This window comes from Candidatus Methylomirabilota bacterium (assembly GCA_035764725.1).
Classification (GTDB): domain Bacteria; phylum Methylomirabilota; class Methylomirabilia; order Rokubacteriales; family CSP1-6; genus DASRWT01.
This window is the reverse complement of sequence record DASTYT010000010.1, coordinates 50270-69390: the sequence shown is the minus strand read 5'-3', so window position 1 is coordinate 69390 and position 19121 is coordinate 50270. Positions and strand designations below refer to the sequence as shown.

The window sequence follows — 19121 nt, the reverse complement described above, 5'->3', positions numbered from 1 at the left end:
CAGCGTCCGCGACCCGAGCGCGGCGTTTGGCGGGCATGGGACAATGGCCGCACCCGGATGCGGCTGACTCCTCCGCGTGACATCTGGCTCCGGCTCGCGCGCCTGCTCGCGCTCGGGCACGCCCCCGCCCTTGCCTTCGCGATGAGCCTGGGCGCGCCGCCCCCCGCCTGCGCGGCGGATGCGCCGCTCGTCACCGTCGACCTCATCTCGGAATCCGCGGGCATCAGTCCCGGGGGCGCGGTCTGGGTGGGCATCCGCCAGCGCATCGCGCCCGGCTGGCACACCTACTGGATCAATCCCGGCGACTCCGGCGAGGCCCTCACGATCGAGTGGGCGCTGCCCCCCGGCTTCACCGCGGAGCCTATTGTATGGCCGCATCCCGAGCGCATTCCCGTTGGCCCCGCGATGAGCCACGGCTACACGGGCGAGGCCGTGCTCCTGGTCCGCGTGAGCGCGCCCGCCGGTCTTCCGCCGGGGCGCGACGTCGTGCTGCGCGGTCGCGCGGCCTGGCTCGTGTGCGAGAAGATCTGCCTTCCGGAAGAAGGCGACGTCGTGCTCACCCTGCCCGTGGTCGCGGGCCCGGCCGGGCCGGGCGCGGGCGCGGCGGAAATCGCCCGCGCGCGGCGCGCGGTGCCGGTGGCGAGCCCGTGGCCCGCGTCCGTCGCGGCCTCGCCCGAGCGCGTCGTCCTCACCGTGGCGGCGCCGGGCCTGACCGCCGACCGCATCGTGGACATGTGGTTCTATCCGGCCCAGTGGGGGCTGATCGAGTACGCCGCCCCGCAGGACGCGCGGGTGGATGCGCGGGGCCTCACGCTCACGATGGCGCGCGGGCCCCTCGCGGGCGCCCTCGAGAATCCCGTGGACGGCGTGCTCGTGCTGAAGGAGCGCCTCGAGGGCGAGAAGGAGCGGCTGGAAGGCCAGGTGGTCAGTCAGGCCTTTGCCATCCAGGCCGGCCGGCCCACCGCGCTCGCGTCGGCGCCGGCGGGGCCTGCGCTGTCCGTGCTCGCCGCCATCGGCCTGGCCTTCCTCGGAGGACTCCTTCTCAACCTGATGCCGTGCGTGCTGCCGGTGCTCTCCATCAAGGCGCTCGGCCTCGTCCAGCAGACGGACGCCGCGCCGCGGATCATGCGCCGCCATGGGCTCGCCCACACCGCGGGCGTGCTCGCCTGCTTCCTCGCCCTCGCCGCCGTGCTCATCGCGCTGCGCGCGGGCGGCGCGGGGCTCGGCTGGGGCTTTCAGCTCCAGTCGCCCCTGGTGGTCGCCGGCCTCGCCTATCTCTTCTTCCTGCTGGCCCTCGCCCTCTCGGGCGTGCTCTCGCTGGGCGGACGGCTGGGCGGCGTCGGCGCGAGCCTGGCCGCGCGCCCCGGCTATGCCGGCTCCTTCTGGACGGGCGCGCTGGTCGCGGTGGCGGCCAGCCCCTGCACCGCGCCGTTCATGGGCGTGGCGACGGGCTTCGCGCTGACCCAGCCCGCGGCGATCGCGCTCGCCGTCTTCACCGCGCTGGGGCTCGGGCTGGCCGCGCCGTACGTGGCCCTCAGCGCCATGCCCGCGTGGCGGCGTCTTCTGCCGCGCCCGGGACCGTGGATGCGCTGGCTCGAGCGCGCGCTTGCGGTGCCGCTCTACGCGACCGTGGCGTGGCTCTTGTGGGTGCTGCGCGAGCAGGCGGGCGAGCGAGGTGTCGCTGCGGTGGTGACCGGGCTCATCCTGATCGCCCTCGCGGCGTGGGCGCTTCGCGTCGCGCGCGGCGGCGCGCCCGCACGCCGCCGCATGGCCGCGGCTGCCTCCCTGGCCGGCGCGGTGCTCGCGGTGGCGCTGGGCGCATTCGTCCTGGGCACGCCCGCGCCCACGCCGGACGCGGCGGCGGCCGACGGCATGATTCGCTGGGAGCCGTGGAGCGCGCGCCGCGTGGCCGAGGCGCAGGCCGCCGGCCGGCCCGTGTTCGTGAACTTCACCGCCGCCTGGTGCATCACATGCCTGGTCAACGAGCGGGTGGCCCTGCGGGCGCCCGACGTCGCGGCGGCCTTTGCGCGCAAGCAGGTGGTCTATCTCAAGGCCGATTGGACCAGCCGCAGCGCGGAGATCGCCGCCGCGCTCGATGGCCTCGGACGGAGCGGCGTCCCCCTCTATGTCCTCTATCCCCCCGGCGGCCGCCCCGCCGCGCCCACCATTCTTCCGCCCATTCTCAGCGAGCGCCTCGTCGTCGACGCCGTGAACGGTCTCTGACATGCCACGATCCAAAGGAGACGCCATGTCGAACATCCCCGTCAGCCGCCGCCGCTTCCTCGCCGGGACCGGTCTCGGCGTCGCCGCCGCCCTGGCCGCGCCGCGCTCCGCGGGCGCCGCTGCGACCGCGAAGGTCGGCACCGCCGCGCCCCCGTTCTCCCTGCCCGCCACCACCGGCGCCGCCCAGAGCCTCGGCGATCTCCGCGGCAAGGTCGTGGTGCTCGAGTGGACCAATCACGAGTGCCCCTACGTGCGGAAGCACTACGAGTCGGGCAACATGCAGGCGCTGCAGCGGGAGACGACCGGCCAGGGCGTGGTGTGGCTCACCATCATCTCGTCCGCGCCCGGCACGCAGGGCTATGTCACCGCCCCGCAGGCCGACGAGCTGACGGCCAGCCGCAAGGCCGCCCCCACCGCGGTGCTCCTCGATCCGCAGGGCACGGTGGGCAAGCTCTACGGCGCCACCAACACTCCGCACATGTACGTCGTGGACAAGACCGGCCTGCTCGTCTACGCGGGCGCGATCGACGACCGGCCCACGACGCGCCGCTCGGACGTCGAGGGCGCCAACAACTACGTGCGCGCGGCGCTGGCGTCGGTGGCCGCGGGCCAGCCGGTGAAGACGCCCCTCACGCGCGCCTACGGCTGCACGGTGAAGTACTCCTGAGCCGATGACCCGGCCTCTCTCCCGCCGCCGGCTCCTCCACGGCTTCGTGGGCGGGCTGGCGGCGGGCGCTGCCCTGCATGGCCGGCCGCATCCGGCCTTCGCCCAGCTGGGCGACGACGGGCGCGCGGCCATGGCCGCCGCGGCCGGCGCCTTCCTCGCCGCGCTGCCCGCGGACCTCCAGCGGGCGGCGACCTTCGCCGTCTCGGACAAGGAGCGGCAGAACTGGCACTACGTGCCGCGCGGGCGCGAGGGCGTGCCGCTCAAGCAGATGCCCCGCACCGCCCGCGCGGCCGCTCACGAGCTGATGAAGACGAGCCTGAGCGCGGTCGGCTACGGCAAGGCGGTGAACATCTTCCGCTTGGAGGACGTGCTGCGCCGGATCGAGACCTTCGGCCTCGGCCGCGATCCCGACAACTACGCGTTCACCGTGTTCGGCACGCCTGGCCCCGGCGCGCCGTGGGGATGGCGGCTGGAAGGGCATCACCTCTCCCTGAACTTCACCCTCGTGCCCGGCAAGCCCGTCGCGGTGACGCCGGCCTTCTTCGGAGCCAACCCCGCCGAGGTGCGAAGCGGACCGCTACAGGGGCTGCGCACGCTGGCGCGCGAGGAAGATCTCGCGCGCACGCTGGCCGAGGGCACCGACGCCCGGCAGCGCGGGCGCATGCTGATCGGCGGCCAATCGCTGGGCGACATCGTGAGCGGCCCCGGACGGACCGACCGGTTGACCACGTTCGCCGGCCTGTCCCTGGCCGACATGACGGGCGACCAGCGGACGCTCGCCCTCCGCCTGGTCGAGGAGTACGCCCGCAACATGCGGGCGGAGCTGGCCGAGGCCGAGCTGCGGCGGCTGCGCGAGGCCGGCGTCGAGCAGCTCCACTTCGCCTGGGCGGGGCCCCTCGAGCGCGGCAAGGCCCACTACTACCGGCTCCACGGTCCCACGCTCCTCATCGAGTACGACAACACCCAGAACGACGCCAACCACATCCACTCGGTGTGGCACGACCCGACGAACGACTTCGGGCTGGATCTCCTCCGCGCCCACTACGAGCGCGGGCATCAGCAGCACCACCACCAAGGGGCCTGACCGCTAGCGCCCCGGGAGATGGGGCAGCACGCGCTCGGCGAAGAGGCGCGTGCCGTCCGCGCGCGGCACGTCGGCGAAGTTCACCGTGAGCTGATGCGCGCCCTGCCGCACGACGTCGAGGAGCGCCTCGGTCACCTGGTCGGGCGTCCCTACGAGCTGGATATCGTCGAGCGAGCGCGTGTCGGGCCGCCCCTTCACCCGCGCGACCTCGGCCTCCGTCTCCGCGATGAGGATGCCCACGCGGATCACGTGCTGGATGGTGTCGTAGTCGCGCCCGACCTCCCGGCAATGGCCCTTGAGCGCCTCCCGCTTCCGCGTGTAGGCCTCGCGGCCCTTGTAGGTCCAGTTCCACCAGTCGGCGCGTTTGGCCACGACGCGGAGCAGGTGCTTCTCCCCGGAGCCACCCACCATCACCGGCGGGATCGGATCGGGGCGCGGCTCGCAGTAGGTGTCGGCGATGGCATAGTGCTGGCCGTGGAACGCCGCGGGCGCGCCCGACCACATGGCGCGGATCAGCGCGATGGCCTCGTCGAGCTGGGCGATGCGCACGCTGGGGACCGCGAACGGCCAGCCGTAGGCCCGGTACTCCTCGCGATTCCAGCCGGCGCCGATGCCGAGGATGGCGCGCCCGCCGGAGAGGGCCTGGGCGGTTGCCATCATCTTCGCGAGATGCGCGGGGTTGCGAAAGTTGTTGCAGAGCACCTCGTGGCCCGCGAGCTTGTCGGGGTACCGGGCCAGCGCCCAGGCGAGCAGCGTCCAGCCCTCGGCCACCTTGTGACTGCCGTACTGGACGTGATCCGGGAACCACAGGGAGTCGAAGGGCGCCGCGCTCTGGTCGAGGTAGGGGAAGGTGGAGTCGACCAGCCGCGACCAGACATTCAGCCCGACCGGGATCCGATTCGCGTCGGGCGCCGCCATCAGAAGTGCTCGAAGGCCGCTGGCTTGTCCTCCATCTTGACGCGGAGATCGGCCATGAAGACGAGGTAGGGATGCGCGCCGAGCGCGATCAGCGGATCCCGCTCGAAGCCGCGGAGGGCGGCCCGGGCCGCGGCATCCAGATCGTGCTCGTCCATGGCCGCCTCCGGGTCCTTCACGAAGCGCGCGCGATACTCGGCGTCGGACTTGAGACGGTAGAGGCACTGGTTCAGCGGATAGGCCGCGGCGGGCGGGAAGAAGTAGTGCGTGCTCATCGCCGCGCTCCCGCCTCGGTCACCGGCCAGGCGACCACCGCGTTGCCGTGATGCCAGGAGGGCTCGTACGCGATCACGTCCGCGCGGGCGGCGCCCACCGCGCCGAGCAGCGTGATCCACGTGCGCAGCTCCACGTTGCCCGCCTTGTCCAGCTCCTCGCCGCTGAGCCGTGCCGTGTCCGCCCCGCGTCCCTCGGCGAGCGCGGCGAGGAGCTGGCGGTCCCAGTCGAAGTCGGGTGAGGCGTAGCGGTCCGTGCCGGGGTAGTGCGAGAGGCCCCCCGAGGCCATGAGCGCCACGCGCTCCGACCGCCCGTCGAGGATCTCGCGAAGCGCCCGGCCCCACGCGAGACAGCGCCGGGGCGTGGGCTGGGGCGGCAGGTACACGTTCACGTAGAGCGGCACGATGGGCAGGGCGGGCTCGGGCATCGTGAAGTGCAGCGGCACGTAGAACGCGTAGTCCAGCCGCACGTCCTGGCTGTAGGCGAGGTCGAACTCGCGCTCGATCCCCTGCTCCAGGATGGCGCGCGCGAGCGGCTCGTGGACGGGGAAGGTGTAGTCGTAGCGCCCGAACTGGCCGGAGACGCGCGCGCCCGCGTAGACGGCGAAGGCGGGCACCGCGTTCAGGAAGAAGCCTTCGATGTGGTCGCCGCCGATGAGGCAGATCACGTCCGCGCGCGCCGCGGCCAGCCGCCGCTTCACCTCGCCGTAGGCGGCGTGCACGCGCAGCACGAGGTCGCGGTCCTCGGTGTCCGGCCGCACGAGGAGCTGCGGGGTGTGGGGGCACGCGACGGCGGCGACGAGGGGCATGTCAGGCGGGGAAGCGGCGGTTCAGGCCGGCCGCGTAGCGCTCCAGCAGATCGTGCATTTCCCGCATCGCCGCCTCCGCCGCCTTCCGGTCCTCCAGGGTCTTGAGATGCTTGAGAATCGTGGCCTTGGTCTCGCCCGACTCCTCGGCCTCCACCGCCTCGTGCACCGTGTAGTTGGCCCCGCCCCACTCCGGGCGGACCCCGTAGTGCTGGACGAGGGCCTTCCCCACCGTACGCGCGATCTCCACGACCTCCTCTTCGAGGAGCGCGGTCGCGCAGAGGGCTGCGCTCCACGGGACCTCGTGGGCGAGGCGGCGGAAAAGGTCGACGATGGCCGCCATCTCGGGCACCGGGCGGATCGTGTCATAGACCTCGCGGCCGTAGCCCAGGTCGTCGCCGATCCGCCGGTAGAGCTCGTCGTGGTCCGGGGTGCCGCCCACCTTGCCCTCGAAGTAGCCGAGATCCTCCACGAGGAGGTGCCGCGCGCAGTCCTTGCGGACCTCGAGCTCCTCGCAGCGGGTGTGGATGCCGCTGAAGATGCGCGGGAACCACGTGATGATCATGTAGTGCTGGCCCATGTGCCCCCACACCTGCTCCCGCGTGAGGGCACCGGCGGCGAAGCGCTTGAAGTAGTCCGATTCACGAAACGGGCTCCGTGCGAGGAGCTCGGCGGTGAGCGCGTCGTACCACTGCTCGGTGGTCATGGCCTGGCAATTCCTCCCGCGCGGATTCTATCGCAGCCGGATTCGATCTGATACTCTAGCCCGCCCGGAGGGATCCCATGCGAGCGAGCGACGAGCGCATCCTCACCACCCACGTCGGAAGCATTCCCCGCAGCGCGGCGCTCCGGACGCTCCTCGTGCAGCAGGATCGCGGCGAGGCGGTGGACGAGGCCGCGCTCGCGCGGGAGGCGGAGGCGGCGGTGCGGGAGGTCGTGCGCCGTCAACTCGAGGCCGGGGTCGACATCGGCAACGACGGCGAGCAGCCGCGCGCCGGGTTCTCCACGTACGTGGCGCGGCGCATGCGGGGCTTCGGAGGGACGAGCCGGCGGCCCGCGGCGAAGGAGTTCGCCGAGTTCCCCGACTATGCCGCCATGCTCACGCGCCGCCGCGCCGACGCCGCGCGCATCGGCGACGCGCCCCAGGCCGTCGGCCCCGTGCGCTACGAGGACCTCGGCGAGGCCGAGCGCGAGTGCGACATGTTCGACCGCGCGGTGGCGGCGGCGCCCGCAACGTTCGCCGAGCGCTTCATGACCGCGGTGTCCCCGGGCACCGCCGCCACCATCCTGCTCAACGCCCACTACGACTCCCACGAGCGCTACGTCATGGCTCTGGCCGATGAGCTCAAGAAGGAATACGAGCTGATCCACCGGCGCGGCTACGTGCTGCAGCTCGACTGCCCCGATCTCGCCATGGAGCGGGCGCGCTTCTTCCAGGATGACTCGCTCGAGCGCTTCCAGCAGGCGGTGGCGCTCCACGTGGACGCGATCAACCGCGCCTGCGCCGGCATCCCGCCGGACCGCATCCGCCTGCACCTGTGCTGGGGGAACTACGACGGCCCCCACACGCACGACGTGCCCCTGGAGGCCGTGCTGCCGCTCGTCACCCGCGCCCAGGTCGGCGCGCTGTCGCTCCCCCTCGGCAACCCGCGGCATCAGCACGAGCACCGCGTGATCGCCCGGCTCGGACTGCCCGCGGGCATGCTGTTCCTCCCCGGCGTGATCGACACCACCACCAACTACGTGGAGCATCCCGAGGTGGTGGCCGACCGACTCGTGCAGGCGGTGGGCGCGGTGGGCGACCGCACCCGCGTCATCGCCTCGACGGACTGTGGATTCGGCACCTTCGCCGGCTCCGAGATGTGCGCGCCCAGCGTGGTCTGGGCCAAGCTGCGCTCACTCAGCGCGGGCGCGGCCCTCGCCACCCGCCGCCTCGGCGGCCGATAAGGAGAACGCCCATGCTGTTCGAGCTGCGGCAGTACCACATCCATCCGGGACAGCAGGCCAACTGGGTCAAGTGCATGGAGGAGGAGATCATCCCCCTCCAGGTGAAGATGGGCATGGTGATCCTCGGCAGCTTCGTGGGCGAGGAAGATGCGTCGGTCTACGTGTGGATTCGCCGCTTCGAGAGCGAGGCCGAGCGCAAGCGCCTCTACGACGCGGTCTACCAGAGCGACTACTGGAAGAACGAGATCGCGCCCAAAGTGCCCACCATGATCGACAGGGAAAAGATACGCGTCACTCGATTGACCGCAACGCCGCGTTCACCTATTCAGTAGCCGCCGCCCCGCGGCGCGCGCGCCCGGCGTCCCGCAGCACCCGCGCCGCAGAGCTTCCGAACATCGCGGCGATGGCGACGCCGACTACGAGGTCGGGCACGCCGGAGCCCGTCGCCCACACCACGCCCGCGGCCAGCAGCACGGCGGCGTTGGCCACCACGTCATTCCGCGAGCAGAGCCACGCCGAGCGCATGTTCACGTCGTCGTCGCGGAGCCGCCAGAGCAGGACCACGCACAGCGCATTGGCGGCGAGGGCGATCAGCCCCACCGCCCCCATCGCCTCGGCCACCGGCGCCGCGCCGCGGGCCAGCTCGAGCGCGGCCTGGCCGAGGACGCCCACCGCGAACCCCGCCATGAGCCCGCCCTTGAGGAGAGCCGCGCGCGTCGTCCACGCCGCGCCCCGTCCCACGGCATAGAGGCTCACGCCGTAGACGAGGGCGTCGCCCAGCATGTCGGCGGAGTCGGCGACGAGCGCGGTGGAGCGCGCGAGGAGTCCCGTCCCCAGCTCGAGCAGAAACATGGCGGCGTTCAGGGCGAGCACGATCTGGAGCACGCGCCGCTGGCGGCGCGTGACGTCGGGAATCACCGCGCAGCAGGTGTCCACGCTCACGCCTTCGCGGCCAGCCAGTCGAGGATGGCGGGATTTTCGTCCCGCGGGTAGGTGTGCGAGAGGTCCGCGATCTCGCGATACACCACCGCGGCGCCGGCCGCCTCGAGGGATTCGGCCGCCATCCGCGCCGTCTGCACCGGAAACATCCAGTCGAGCGCGCCGTGGACGAGATAGATGGGCCGCCCCCGCGCGCGTCCGAGCCGCCCCTCGATGAGGAGGAGCGGGTGCAGTACGCCGCAGGCGGGAGCCAGGTGGGTGAACGGCATGTCCGCGCTGAGCCCGAGGAGTAGCGCGTAGGTGGCGCCGTCCGACATGCCGGTGAGGAGCACGCGGGCGCGGTCCACCGCGTAGCGGCCGGCCACCGACTCGATCATCGCGGCGAGCGGCGCGGCATCGACGTCGCCGCCGCCCATGATGGACCAGGTGCGATCGCGCGAGGTGGGCGAGAGCACGAGCATGCCGCGGGCCCGCGCCTCGCGCAGCCACACCCACAAGTAGTCGCGACCGTGCCCGTGCCCACCGTGCAGCGCCACCACCAGCGGCATCGCGGCGTGGCCGTCCCAGTCCTCGGGGACGTAGAGCGAAAAGCCCCCGCGCTGGTCGCGCTCGTTGTTGGCGTGCAGCACGCCCACCCTCGGCCCGTCCTCGCGGATCGCCGCCGCCCGCAGGCGCAGAACCAGCGCGTCATCGTCGCGCCGCGCGGGCTCGAGAAACCAGCGGCTCACCGACTCCAGCACGGGCGCCAGCGGATAGAGCGCCTCCTGGAGCGGCGAGAAGCGGCGCAGCGCGCGGTAGAGACCGACGGGGTCGTCGGGGCTGGCGGCGGCGGTGACGAAGGCGTCCACCAGCGCGAGCGTCTGCCCGGCGCAGTCGACGAGCCGGTCGCGGATGAAGCCCAGGTCTTCTGTCCACGCGAACGCCTCGAAGTCTCGCAGGGCGCCGGCGAGAGGATCGCGCTGCGAAGCCAGCACCTCCGCCAGCTGCGCCGCCGCGGGGGGGAAGAGGTGTCGCTGCACCCAGCCCACGCGCTCGAGCGTGCCGAGCATCGGGCCCAGGAGTCCGTCGAGCGCGTCGGCGACGTCGGAACGGGAGGGCATGGCGCCATTTTGCCCCGTGACATCCCTCCGCCCATCGAGTAAGGTTCGACCACCAGATAGAGGAAGGTCGTTCGCAAACCGGAACGGCGCGGCCGTTCTGCGGGAGCTCCCCATGACATCCTGGTCCCACGAAACGGTCACCGTCGCCGGCACACCCCTCCATCTGCGCACGGGTGGGACCGGCGCGCCGCTCCTGATCCTCCATCACGACATCGGCAGTCCGGATCAGCCCGCCCTGCACGAGGCGCTGGCCGCGCGCTTCACGGTGCTGGCGCCCGCGCATCCCGGGTACGACGCCTCGCCCCGGCCCGCGTGGCTCAAGAACGTCCGCGACGTCGCGGTGCTCTATCAGACCCTGCTGGCCGATCGCGGCCTGACCGGCGTGACGTGCGTGGGCCTGGGCTTCGGCGGCTGGATCGCCGCCGAGATGGCCACGATGGCGCCCGCTCAGCTCAAGCGGCTCGTCCTGGTCGGCGCGATGGGGATCAAGCCGGAGCGCGGGGATATCATGGATCAGGCGCTCATGAGTTACATCGAGTACATCCGCGCGGGCTTCCACGACCCGGCCGCGCTCGAGCGCGCCTACGGGACGGAGCTGCCGACCCCGCTGCTCGAGCGCTGGGACGTCAACCGCGAGACCACATTCCGGATCGCGTGGCGGCCCTACATGTTCAACCCGAGCCTGCCCCATCTGCTCGGGGGCGTGAAGACGCCGACCCTGGTCATCTGGGGCGGCGAGGACCGCGTGGTGCCGCTCGAGTGCGGCGAGCGCTACGCCAAGGCCATGCCGTCGGCGACGCTCACCGTCCTCGAGCGCGCGGGGCACCTGGTAGACATGGAACGACCCGCGGAGGTCGCGCGGGCCATCATCGATTTCGCCGCAGCCTAGGAGCCGCCATGCATCTCATGTACTTCACCGAGCAGCCGATGTCGGCGTACGACGAGGAGGAGGGCCGGAAATTCGGCGCCACCGCACTCATGTTCTCCAACCGCCACTTCGATCCCGTGGCGGGAAGCCGGCTCTACAACCAGTACATGGAGCACTACAAGCTCGCCGAGGCGGTGGGCTTCGACGGCATCATGCTGAACGAGCACCACAACGCGCCGTTCTGCATGCAGGCCAAGACCAACGTCTTCGCCTCCATCCTCGCCGCCATTACCGAACGGGTGAAGATCGTGCTCTTGGGCAATCCCCTGCCCCTGTCCGAGGACCCGCTGCGCCTGGCCGAGGAGCTGGCCATGATCGACATGATCTCCAAGGGCCGACTCGTCTCGGGCTTCGTGCGCGGCGGCGGTCAGGAGCAGCTCGCCACCGGCGTGAACCCGGCGTACAACCGGGAGCGCTTCGAGGAAGCCCACGACCTCATCGTGAAGACGTGGACCCAGCACGGCCCGTTCCGCTGGGAAGGCAACCACTACCATCATCGAGTGGTCAATCCCTGGGCCCTGCCGCTCCAGACGCCGCATCCTCGAGTGTGGATCCCGGGCGTGCTGAGCAAGGAGACCGTCATCTGGGCAGCGAAGCATCGCTATCCGTACATCGCGCTCTCGACCGCCATTCCCGCCACCAAGAAGATCTGGCAGCTCTACGATCAGGCGGCGGCGGAGGCCGGCTACGTGGCGGGCCCCGAGAACCGCGGGTATCTGCAGCGCATCCACGTGGCCGAGACGGAAGAGAAGGCCATGGCGAACGCGCGGCAGTTCATGTGGATGCAGGGCGAGTTCACCGGGCTCGCGCATCCGGTGTGGTCGAGCCCCTCCGGCTATTTCTCGCCGTCCAACCGGACCGCGTTCGTGGAGTTCGCGGTGGGACGGAGGGAAAACCCCCGCGCCGCCGCGTTCGAGGATCAGATCGCCGACCAGCAGATCATCGCGGGCACGCCGAAGACCGTCATCCCGCGCCTCCGGCGGCTGCTCGAGGAGACGCGCCCGTCCATCGTGGGCTTCTGGGCCAGCGACGGCTTCGTGAGCGACGCGGACTCGCGCACCTGCATCCGGCTCCTCGGCGAGGAGGTGCTCCCCGCCGTGCGCGAGATCGGCAACAGCCTGGGCCTCGCCGATCCGTTCGAGTCCAAGGCCCCGGTCAGCCTGGCCCACCCCGCGCCCGCCGAGCTCCGGGTCCCGCGGGCGTGACGGATCCGCTGGCCGCGGCACGGGCCATCGCGCCCCGCGTCCGCGCCTGCGCGGACGAGATCGAGGCGGACCGGGAGCTGCCCCGCTCGATCTTCGAGGCTCTCGCCGACGCGGGCATCTTCCACCTCCTCGTCCCGCGCTCGATCGGCGGCGGCGAGCTCGATCCACCCACCTACATCCAGGTCATCGAGGAGCTCGGCAAGGCCGACGCCAGCACGGCGTGGGTCGTGAACCAGGGCGCGGTGTACGCGACCTATGCCGCCCGCATGCCGCGCGAGGCCGCCCGCGCGATCTGGATGGACGTGCCGCGCGCGGTGGTGGCCAACACGCCCATGGCCACCGCCACCGCGATCCCGGTTTCCGGCGGCTACCGCGTCACCGGCCGTCAGGGCTTCGCCACCGGCTGCCGGCACGCCGCATGGCTCGCCGCGCACGCCACCGTGATGGAGAACGGCCAGGCGCGGCGCCTGCCCGACGGCGCGCCCGACGCGCGCTACCTCTACGTGCCCGTCGCGGAGGGCGAGCTGCTCGATACCTGGACGGTGCGCGGCATGCGCGGCACCGGCACGCATCACTTCGCGGTGCAGGACGTGTTCGTGCCCGAGTCGCGCACGGTGCTCTCGGTGAACCCGCCGTTCTACGAGAAGGGGCCCCTCTACCAGATCCCACGCACGCTGCTGTTCGCGTCGGGCGACGCCGCCGCTGCGCTGGGAGTCGCGCGCGCCTGCCTCGACGGCTTCTTCGAGCTCGCGAGCACCAAGAGCCCGCGCAACCAGGTCCTGTTGCGCGAGCAGCCGATGATCCAGGACATGGTGGGCCATGCCGAGGCGAATCTCCGCTCCGCCCGGGCGTTCCTCGTGGAGACCGTCGAGGAGATCTGGGCGCGGGCCAGCGCCACCGGCGCCCTCACCCTGGACGAGCGCGCCATGCTACGCCTCTCGACCACGCACGGGATCAGGCAGGCGGTGAGCGTGGTGGATGCGGTGTACAACGCCTCCGGCGTGACCGCGATCTACGACGGCCACCCCCTCCAGCGCCAGTTCCAGGACATCCACGTCATCAGCCAGCACCTGCAGGCCCGCTTCGCCCACTACGAGCTCGTGGGCCAGCACTGGCTGGGCCTGCCCGTGGACGAGACGCGCCTCTAGCCGCGCGCGCTACTTTTTCAGGCGAACGTCTTCCAGCGGCGCCGACCACGGGTAGGGATCGATGAGCATCAGGGCCGGCTCGGCGACCCGCGGCCCGATACCGCTCGGCCAGATGTAGTCGAAGATGGGGCCCATGCGCACGCGCTCGTGCATCTGCCGCTGGATCTGGTGGAGCATCGCCTCGCGCTTGGCCCGGTCGGTCTCGCGCCCCTGCTGTTTGTAGAGCGCGTCGAGATCCGGATAGCCCCCGTACGCGTAGGCGCCGTCGCTCGGCAGCACCTCGGAGAGCCGCGAGGCCGCGTTCCCGTAGAGGGCGCTCGAGCACACGCACACCCCTTTGAGCTTCTTCGACTGCACGGCGGCGAGAAAGGCGGCGCGCTCCATCGGGCGCATCGTCATGCGGATGCCCACCGCGCGGAAGTAGCCGACGATGGCCTCGCCCAGCGAGAAGTACGGCGGCAGCTGATGGAATTCCCCCCCGTCGAAGCCGTTGGCGTACCCGGCCTCGGCGAGGAGGGCCCGGGCCCGCGCGGGATCGTAGGGGTACGGGTCGATGGGCAGCGCGAAGTCGAAGGTTCGCGGGACGAAGTTCCCGGCCGGGCGCGATGCGCCCAGCGTCTCCGCCTCGCTGAGCGCCTTGCGGTCGATGGCGTAGTTGGCAGCCAGCCGCACGCGCTTGTCCGCCCAGGGTGACTTGGGATCCCACTGATCGAAGAAGTCGAGGTAGAAGACGGCGATACCGCCTGAGAAGGCGAGGCGGAGATTGGGATCCCGCTTGAGCTCCTGCGCCTGCGGGACCTCCACCAGGTAGGCGATGTCCACCTCGCCGCGCCTCAGCATGGCCACACGGGTATTGGAGTCGGGCACCATCTTCCACACGAGCCGCTTCACGGAGGGGACCTTGCGCCAGTAGCCCTCGTTCGCCTCCATCACGAGCTCGATGCCGGGCGTGTGTCCGACGAGGCGATAGGGCCCTAGCCCGACGGGATTGCGCTTGAAGCCCTCCGCCCCCACTTGCTCGACGTACTTCTTGGGGACGACCCAGCCCGCCCCGGACACGAGGCTCCCATAGTAGGTGAGGAAGTCCGGCCAGGGCTCGTGGAGCACGAAGCGCACGCGAGAGGGGCTGACCACCACCACCTCGCGCACGCGCTCCTGGATGGCGCGCGCCTTGGCGCGGTGGAAGCTGAACTTCACGTCCTCCGCGGTGAATGGGTCGCCGTTGTGAAACTTGAGCCCCTCGCGGAGCTTGAACTCGTAGGTCTTGCCGTCCGCGCTCACCGTCCACGACTCTGCGAGGCTCGGCGCCATGAGATTGCCGGGGAGCGGCTTGATGAGAGCATCATGGAGGGCGTACAGCACCCAGAACGGCGTGAGCTGCCCCACCGCCTCCGCGGGGTCGAACCAGTTGGGCGAGAGCGTGATGTAGATGGCCCAGCGCATCTCGCCCTCGGGGCGGACCGGCTGGGCGCGCGCGCGCTCGCGCGCGCCGGGGGCGGCGAGCAGGACGGCGAGCAGCAGCAGCCCCAAGAGCGGGCGCTGGATGAAGTTCATCGCGCACCTCCGCCGCGGGTATACCATGAGACGGCATGAGCGAGGACGCCCTTCGGAAGCTGGCCCTACAGGTGCGGAACTGGGGACGGTGGGGGCCCGATGACGAGATCGGGACGCTGAACTTCATCACTCCCGACACGATCGCGCGGGCGAGCCGGCTCGTCACCGCCGGCAAGGTCTTCGCGCTCGGCATTCCCCTCCAGCGCGAGGGGCCGCAGAGCGGCACGCGGCAGCGCTTCAACCCCATTCACTCCATGTTCCGTGACGGCGGGGATCAGCCGCGCACCCCGGCGGAGGTGGAGGCGATGGAGGGCTACGGCGGCTCCGACGACTGGATCGTCATGCCGCTCCAGTGCGCGACCCAGTGGGACAGCCTCGCGCATATCTTCTACGAGGGGAAGATGTGGAACGGCTACGACGCCAGCCTCGTCACCAGCACCGGCGCAGCCAAGAACAGCATCGACAAGACCATCGACCGGATCGTGGGTCGCGGTGTGCTCCTTGACGTCGCGCGATGGAAGGGCGTGCGCGCGCTGGAGCCGGGCTACGCCGTCACCGTGGACGATCTCGAGGGCACTGCCGCCGCCGAGGGCGTGGAGGTCGAGCGCGGCGACATCCTCCTCGTGCGCACCGGCCACATGACCCGGTACCTCGACCGGAGCGACTGGCACTACTTCGACCTCGACCCGTTCCCGGGCGTGTCCGTGTACACCGCGCCCTGGATGCACGCCAAAGAGATCGCCGCGGTGGCCAGCGACAACTACGCGGTCGAGGTGCGGCCCTCCGAGATCATCGGCTTCCGCAATCCCTTCCACGTCTGCGCCATCCCCAATATGGGCCTGACGCTCGGCGAGATCTTCTACCTGGAGGCCCTCGCCGAGGACTGCGTGGCCGACGGGCACTGGAGCTTCCTGCTCGTCGCGCCCCCGCTCCCGGTGACGCGCGCGGTCGGGACGCCCATCAATCCCTACGCGCTGAAGTAGTCGTAGCGGCCGCCCGCGCGCCTAGCCCGGCATCCCCTTCATGTCCACCGGCGCGTAGTAGCGCTTCGCGCCGAGGGCGTCCACCCGCTCCCAGAAGTCCGGCAGCGAGGCGAACCCCATCTCGTTGACGCCGGCCCGCTGGCGCCACATCGCCCACGACTCCGGGTGGAGGCTGCTCGCCTTGGCGAGCCAGCGGTCTCCCTCGTCGGCGCGGCCCTCGCGGATCAGGTACTGGCCGAGCCGGAAGGCGGCATGAGCGCGCGCCATGTCCGCGGTGATCGCGGGGAGATGCGCCCGCGCCTCGGCGCCCTCGAAGGCGTGCTCGCTCTGGGCCCCGCGCGCCACCCAGTCGCGAATCGCGGCCACATAGGTCGCCCGGGCGTCGGCATTCATCTTGGCCACATCCGCCGGCATCTCGCGCGTGACCCGGTTCATCTTCCGGAAGCCCTCATAGGCGCCGGCCGACTCCGTGGGGCGCACGATGCGCCCGGCCTCGTCGATCCACACCGCCTGCGGCACGTTCACCATGCCGTAGAGGTCCGCCAGACGATGGTCGCGGTCGATGAGGCACGGATACGTGGGCTTGGCCGCCTCGATCCACGGGAGCGGATCGGCCGGCCGGCTGTCCAGCGCCACCGCGATCACCACGAACCCCCGGTCCTTCAGGCTCTCGTAGAGCTCCTGCCACACGGGCAGGTCACGCCGGCACCCTCACCAGGACGCCCACGAGACGAGGAAGACCTTCTTGCCGCGGTAGTCGGACAGCGCGTGCGAGCGTCCGTTCACGTCGGGCAGGGTGAAGTCCGGGGCGATGAGCGAGGCCAGCGAGGCCGCGCGCTCATCGGCGCCCTCACCCAGAACCCAGATCCGGCGGGCCTCGTCGTGCACGACGGGATTGTCCAGGTGCCTCCAGAGCGCCGCGGCGTCCACGCGCCCGCCCTGGACGAACGCGCCCTGCCGGCCCGGCGGCAGCGGCACGCAGGCCCCGTCCCGGCACAGCCCCTCGGGCTTGAGCCCCCAGCCCGTCGCGTCCTCGAGCGCCCCGGCATCGAGCCAGAGCCGCTCGCCCTCCACGCGCGCGTCTACCGCGCGCATCCCACGGTCCGTCAGCAGGGTCACCATATCGCTCCTCCCCGGTTGTCTTCGGCTCGCAGGCTATACTAGCGCGGCGGCGACGGCCGCGGGGGGATCGATCCGATGGCGACGCGACAGCGAATCGGCGTGATGGTGCCGTCCACCAATACCACGTGCGAGGCCGATTTCCAGATGGTGGTGCCGCGCGGCTTCACCGTGCACGGGCAGCGGCTCTGGCTCACCAACGACGATCTCGGCGAGGCGGGCATGGTGCGCATGAACGGCGAGATCGAGAGCGGGGCGCGCTATCTCGCCACCGCGCGCGTGGACGCGATCTCCTACGGCTGCACCACCGGGAGCTTCTTCAAGGGCCCCGGCTGGGACCGGGAGATGATCGCCCTCATCGAGGACACCGCGAAGGTACCCGCGGTGGCGACCAGCCCCGCCGTGGTCGAGGCCCTGCGGCTCTTCGGCGCCCGCCGCCTCTCCGTCGCCACGCCGTATCCGGACTGGAACAATCAGCGGCTCCGCACCTACCTCGCCGCCCAGGGCTTCGAGGTGTTGAACCTCGAGGCCGAGCCGAGCGCGGCCTGCGCCGGGAACCAGGGCATCAACGATCAGGACCCGTCGGTCATCGTGGAATTCGCCACGCGGGCGTGCCGGCCCGACGCCGACGCGCTGCTCTGCTCGTGCACGGCCTGGCGCTCGGTGGAGGCGGTGGAAGAGATCGAGCGCCGCACCGGCAAACCCGTCGTCACCTCGAACCAGGCGAGCATCTGGATGACGCTGCGTCGCCTGGGCCACCGCGCGCCCATTCCCGGCTTCGGCCGCCTGTTGCGCTCCTAGCCATACCCAGAGGAGACGAGCGATGGTTCGGAAGATTCGGCGTATCGTCACCGGCCACGACGCGCGGGGCCGCTCCACCTTCTTGAGCGACGGGCCCTCGCCCCACGTCCTCACGATCGGCGGCCGCACCGACTTCGCCCTCACCAACCTCTGGGTCACCGATTCGACGCCCGCCCGCAACACGGGAAGCGCGGACGCCGCGGATCGTCCGGTGGTGCTGGAGCCGCCGAAGCACGGGACCATCTTTCGAGTGGTCGAGTTCCCGCCCGAGAAGACCGGCGGCGCCTTCGATCGCAAGCAGGCCTTCTCCGCCATGGGCGCCGATCATGCGATGGATCCCGATGCGTCCCGCCATCCCGGCATGCACAAGACCGACAGCGTGGACTACGCCATCGTCCTGTCCGGCGAGATCTGGGCCCTCATGGACGAGGGCGAGACCCTCATGAAGGCCGGCGACTGCCTCGTGCAACGGGGCACAAATCATGCGTGGGCCAACCGAAGCGACGCGCCCTGCCTCGTGGCGTTCATTTTGGTGAGCGCGGAGCGAGTCTAGAGTAGACTGCCTTCGACCATGCGCGGGTCGACGGTCCGAACCCACATCGGACGCCTGACCGCGGTGGGGCTCTGCGCCTCGGCGGTCTTCCTCGCGGCCCTTCCCGTCACCGCCCACGACGGCGACGAGCCGCGCGCCTACCTCGGCGTCCGCGGGTTCGGCTCGAATCCCGGCACCCACGTGCGCGACTACTGGGGCCTGTCCGTCGGCGGCAACGTGAACCGCTATCTCGGGGGCGAGCTGTCCGGCGATCTGTTCGAGCGCCGCCTCAAGGTCCAGGGCTTCGGGTCCGTGGGCGAGTACGCGGTCACCGCGATCGTGCCCCAGATTCGCGTGCGCTATCCGCTGCTCGACGGCAAGCTCACGCCGTACGCCGTGGCGGGGCGGGCTTCGCGGTAGGCGAGTTCAACGATCGCAAGCAGGGCACCTTCGGGCATGGCGTGGACGCCGACCGCGCCCGTGCCGGTGGGGACGCTCGGCGCCGGCATCGAGTACTTCCTGGCCGACGGCCTCGCGGTAGGCGCGGAGGTGAAGTACCTCTTCGCAGGCGACCAGACCCTGCGCATCCACAACGTGGAGCACTCCCACTCGATCGCGTCGCTGTTCACCGCGTTCGGCGTGCGCATGTTCTACCCCGAGCGGCCGACCGCGCCGCCGATCGATCCGGCGGGTGGCCGCATGCGCCTCTACCGCGTCCTGCGCGTGGGCGCCGCCGCCGTGACGGATCGCACGTGTCGGATCACATCACGATCGAGCCGGAGCCGCCCGCTATCGGGCCCTTCAACCAGTACTTCGGCGGGGCCCTGGGCCTCCACATCACCCCTCACCTGGGCGTGGAGCTGGCCTTCGAGGGCTACGAGACCGAGTACCTCCTGAC

21 protein-coding genes are annotated in these 19121 nt (G+C 71.3%); 13 read left to right on the top strand and 8 right to left on the bottom strand.

Annotated features, from left to right (window positions below; all coding sequences use genetic code 11):
- The 3 genes from VFX14_01315 to VFX14_01305 form a co-directional block, all read left to right on the top strand.
- The coding region (locus VFX14_01315; GenBank protein ID HEU5188306.1) for a thioredoxin family protein at positions 1–2223 on the top strand (2223 nt) is incomplete at its 5' end.
- Between the two features lie 25 nt (positions 2224–2248).
- Entirely contained in the window at positions 2249–2890 is a 642-nt protein-coding gene (locus VFX14_01310; GenBank protein HEU5188305.1) for a thioredoxin family protein, read from the top strand.
- 4 nt (positions 2891–2894) lie between these two features.
- Positions 2895–3974: a DUF3500 domain-containing protein gene (locus VFX14_01305; GenBank protein ID HEU5188304.1), complete on the top strand. Its 1080-nt coding sequence runs from the start codon at positions 2895–2897 to the stop codon at positions 3972–3974.
- 3 nt (positions 3975–3977) lie between these two features.
- Here the strand turns inward: VFX14_01305 and VFX14_01300 are convergent, their stop codons facing one another.
- Genes VFX14_01300 through VFX14_01285 form a run of 4 tightly spaced genes read right to left on the bottom strand, consistent with a single transcriptional unit; the run spans position 3978 to position 6673 of the window.
- The gene (locus tag VFX14_01300; protein ID HEU5188303.1) at positions 3978–4892 is read right to left on the bottom strand and encodes an LLM class flavin-dependent oxidoreductase; all 915 of its coding nucleotides are present in this window, start codon (positions 4890–4892) and stop codon (positions 3978–3980) included.
- Positions 4892–5164: a hypothetical protein gene (locus VFX14_01295; protein ID HEU5188302.1), complete on the bottom strand. Its 273-nt coding sequence runs from the start codon at positions 5162–5164 to the stop codon at positions 4892–4894. Before VFX14_01295 ends, VFX14_01300 begins: the two co-directional genes overlap by 1 nt.
- Positions 5161–5970, bottom strand: coding sequence for a hypothetical protein (locus tag VFX14_01290; GenBank protein HEU5188301.1), 810 nt, complete (start codon positions 5968–5970; stop codon positions 5161–5163). Before VFX14_01290 ends, VFX14_01295 begins: the two co-directional genes overlap by 4 nt.
- Before the next feature lies 1 nt (position 5971).
- The gene (locus VFX14_01285) at positions 5972–6673 is read right to left on the bottom strand and encodes an iron-containing redox enzyme family protein (protein ID HEU5188300.1); all 702 of its coding nucleotides are present in this window, start codon (positions 6671–6673) and stop codon (positions 5972–5974) included.
- Positions 6674–6750: 77 nt separating this feature from the next.
- On the opposite strand from VFX14_01285, the gene VFX14_01280 reads away from it, so the two are divergent.
- Together VFX14_01280 and VFX14_01275 are read left to right on the top strand one after the other, a co-directional pair.
- Complete coding sequence (locus VFX14_01280) at positions 6751–7914, top strand: methionine synthase (protein ID HEU5188299.1); 1164 nt, start codon at positions 6751–6753, stop codon at positions 7912–7914.
- Between the two features lie 11 nt (positions 7915–7925).
- On the top strand, positions 7926–8246 hold the full coding sequence (locus VFX14_01275; protein HEU5188298.1) for an NIPSNAP family protein: 321 nt from the start codon (positions 7926–7928) through the stop codon (positions 8244–8246).
- Here VFX14_01275 and VFX14_01270 read toward each other — a convergent pair.
- Together VFX14_01270 and VFX14_01265 are read right to left on the bottom strand one after the other, a co-directional pair.
- Entirely contained in the window at positions 8236–8856 is a 621-nt protein-coding gene (locus tag VFX14_01270) for a cation transporter (GenBank protein HEU5188297.1), read from the bottom strand. The genes VFX14_01275 and VFX14_01270 overlap by 11 nt on opposite strands.
- The gene (locus VFX14_01265) at positions 8853–9953 is read right to left on the bottom strand and encodes a PHB depolymerase family esterase (GenBank protein ID HEU5188296.1); all 1101 of its coding nucleotides are present in this window, start codon (positions 9951–9953) and stop codon (positions 8853–8855) included. Before VFX14_01265 ends, VFX14_01270 begins: the two co-directional genes overlap by 4 nt.
- A 112-nt stretch (positions 9954–10065) precedes the next feature.
- On the opposite strand from VFX14_01265, the gene VFX14_01260 reads away from it, so the two are divergent.
- Genes VFX14_01260 through VFX14_01250 form a run of 3 tightly spaced genes read left to right on the top strand, consistent with a single transcriptional unit; the run spans position 10066 to position 13234 of the window.
- Positions 10066–10842, top strand: coding sequence for an alpha/beta hydrolase (locus VFX14_01260; GenBank protein HEU5188295.1), 777 nt, complete (start codon positions 10066–10068; stop codon positions 10840–10842).
- Between the two features lie 8 nt (positions 10843–10850).
- Entirely contained in the window at positions 10851–12086 is a 1236-nt protein-coding gene (locus tag VFX14_01255) for an LLM class flavin-dependent oxidoreductase (GenBank protein HEU5188294.1), read from the top strand.
- The gene (locus tag VFX14_01250) at positions 12083–13234 is read left to right on the top strand and encodes an acyl-CoA dehydrogenase family protein (protein HEU5188293.1); all 1152 of its coding nucleotides are present in this window, start codon (positions 12083–12085) and stop codon (positions 13232–13234) included. Before VFX14_01255 ends, VFX14_01250 begins: the two co-directional genes overlap by 4 nt.
- Positions 13235–13243: 9 nt before the next feature.
- On the opposite strand, the gene VFX14_01245 is transcribed toward VFX14_01250, so the two are convergent.
- A complete protein-coding gene (locus VFX14_01245) occupies positions 13244–14788 on the bottom strand; it encodes an ABC transporter substrate-binding protein (GenBank protein HEU5188292.1) in 1545 nt (514 codons plus the stop codon).
- Between the two features lie 35 nt (positions 14789–14823).
- Between VFX14_01245 and VFX14_01240 the strand changes: the two genes are divergently transcribed.
- The gene (locus VFX14_01240) at positions 14824–15771 is read left to right on the top strand and encodes a cyclase family protein (GenBank protein ID HEU5188291.1); all 948 of its coding nucleotides are present in this window, start codon (positions 14824–14826) and stop codon (positions 15769–15771) included.
- Positions 15772–15792: 21 nt separating this feature from the next.
- On the opposite strand, the gene VFX14_01235 is transcribed toward VFX14_01240, so the two are convergent.
- On the bottom strand, positions 15793–16893 hold the full coding sequence (locus VFX14_01235; GenBank protein HEU5188290.1) for a ResA-like WAxxUGC motif-containing protein: 1101 nt from the start codon (positions 16891–16893) through the stop codon (positions 15793–15795).
- A gap of 75 nt (positions 16894–16968) precedes the next feature.
- Between VFX14_01235 and VFX14_01230 the strand changes: the two genes are divergently transcribed.
- Genes VFX14_01230 through VFX14_01215 form a run of 4 tightly spaced genes read left to right on the top strand, consistent with a single transcriptional unit; the run spans position 16969 to position 19120 of the window.
- Positions 16969–17691: an aspartate/glutamate racemase family protein gene (locus VFX14_01230; GenBank protein ID HEU5188289.1), complete on the top strand. Its 723-nt coding sequence runs from the start codon at positions 16969–16971 to the stop codon at positions 17689–17691.
- Positions 17692–17713: 22 nt separating this feature from the next.
- Complete coding sequence (locus VFX14_01225; protein ID HEU5188288.1) at positions 17714–18244, top strand: cupin domain-containing protein; 531 nt, start codon at positions 17714–17716, stop codon at positions 18242–18244.
- 18 nt (positions 18245–18262) lie between these two features.
- The gene (locus VFX14_01220) at positions 18263–18643 is read left to right on the top strand and encodes a hypothetical protein (GenBank protein HEU5188287.1); all 381 of its coding nucleotides are present in this window, start codon (positions 18263–18265) and stop codon (positions 18641–18643) included.
- A gap of 36 nt (positions 18644–18679) precedes the next feature.
- Complete coding sequence (locus VFX14_01215) at positions 18680–19120, top strand: hypothetical protein (protein HEU5188286.1); 441 nt, start codon at positions 18680–18682, stop codon at positions 19118–19120.
- The last annotated feature ends 1 nt before the right edge of the window (position 19121 follow it).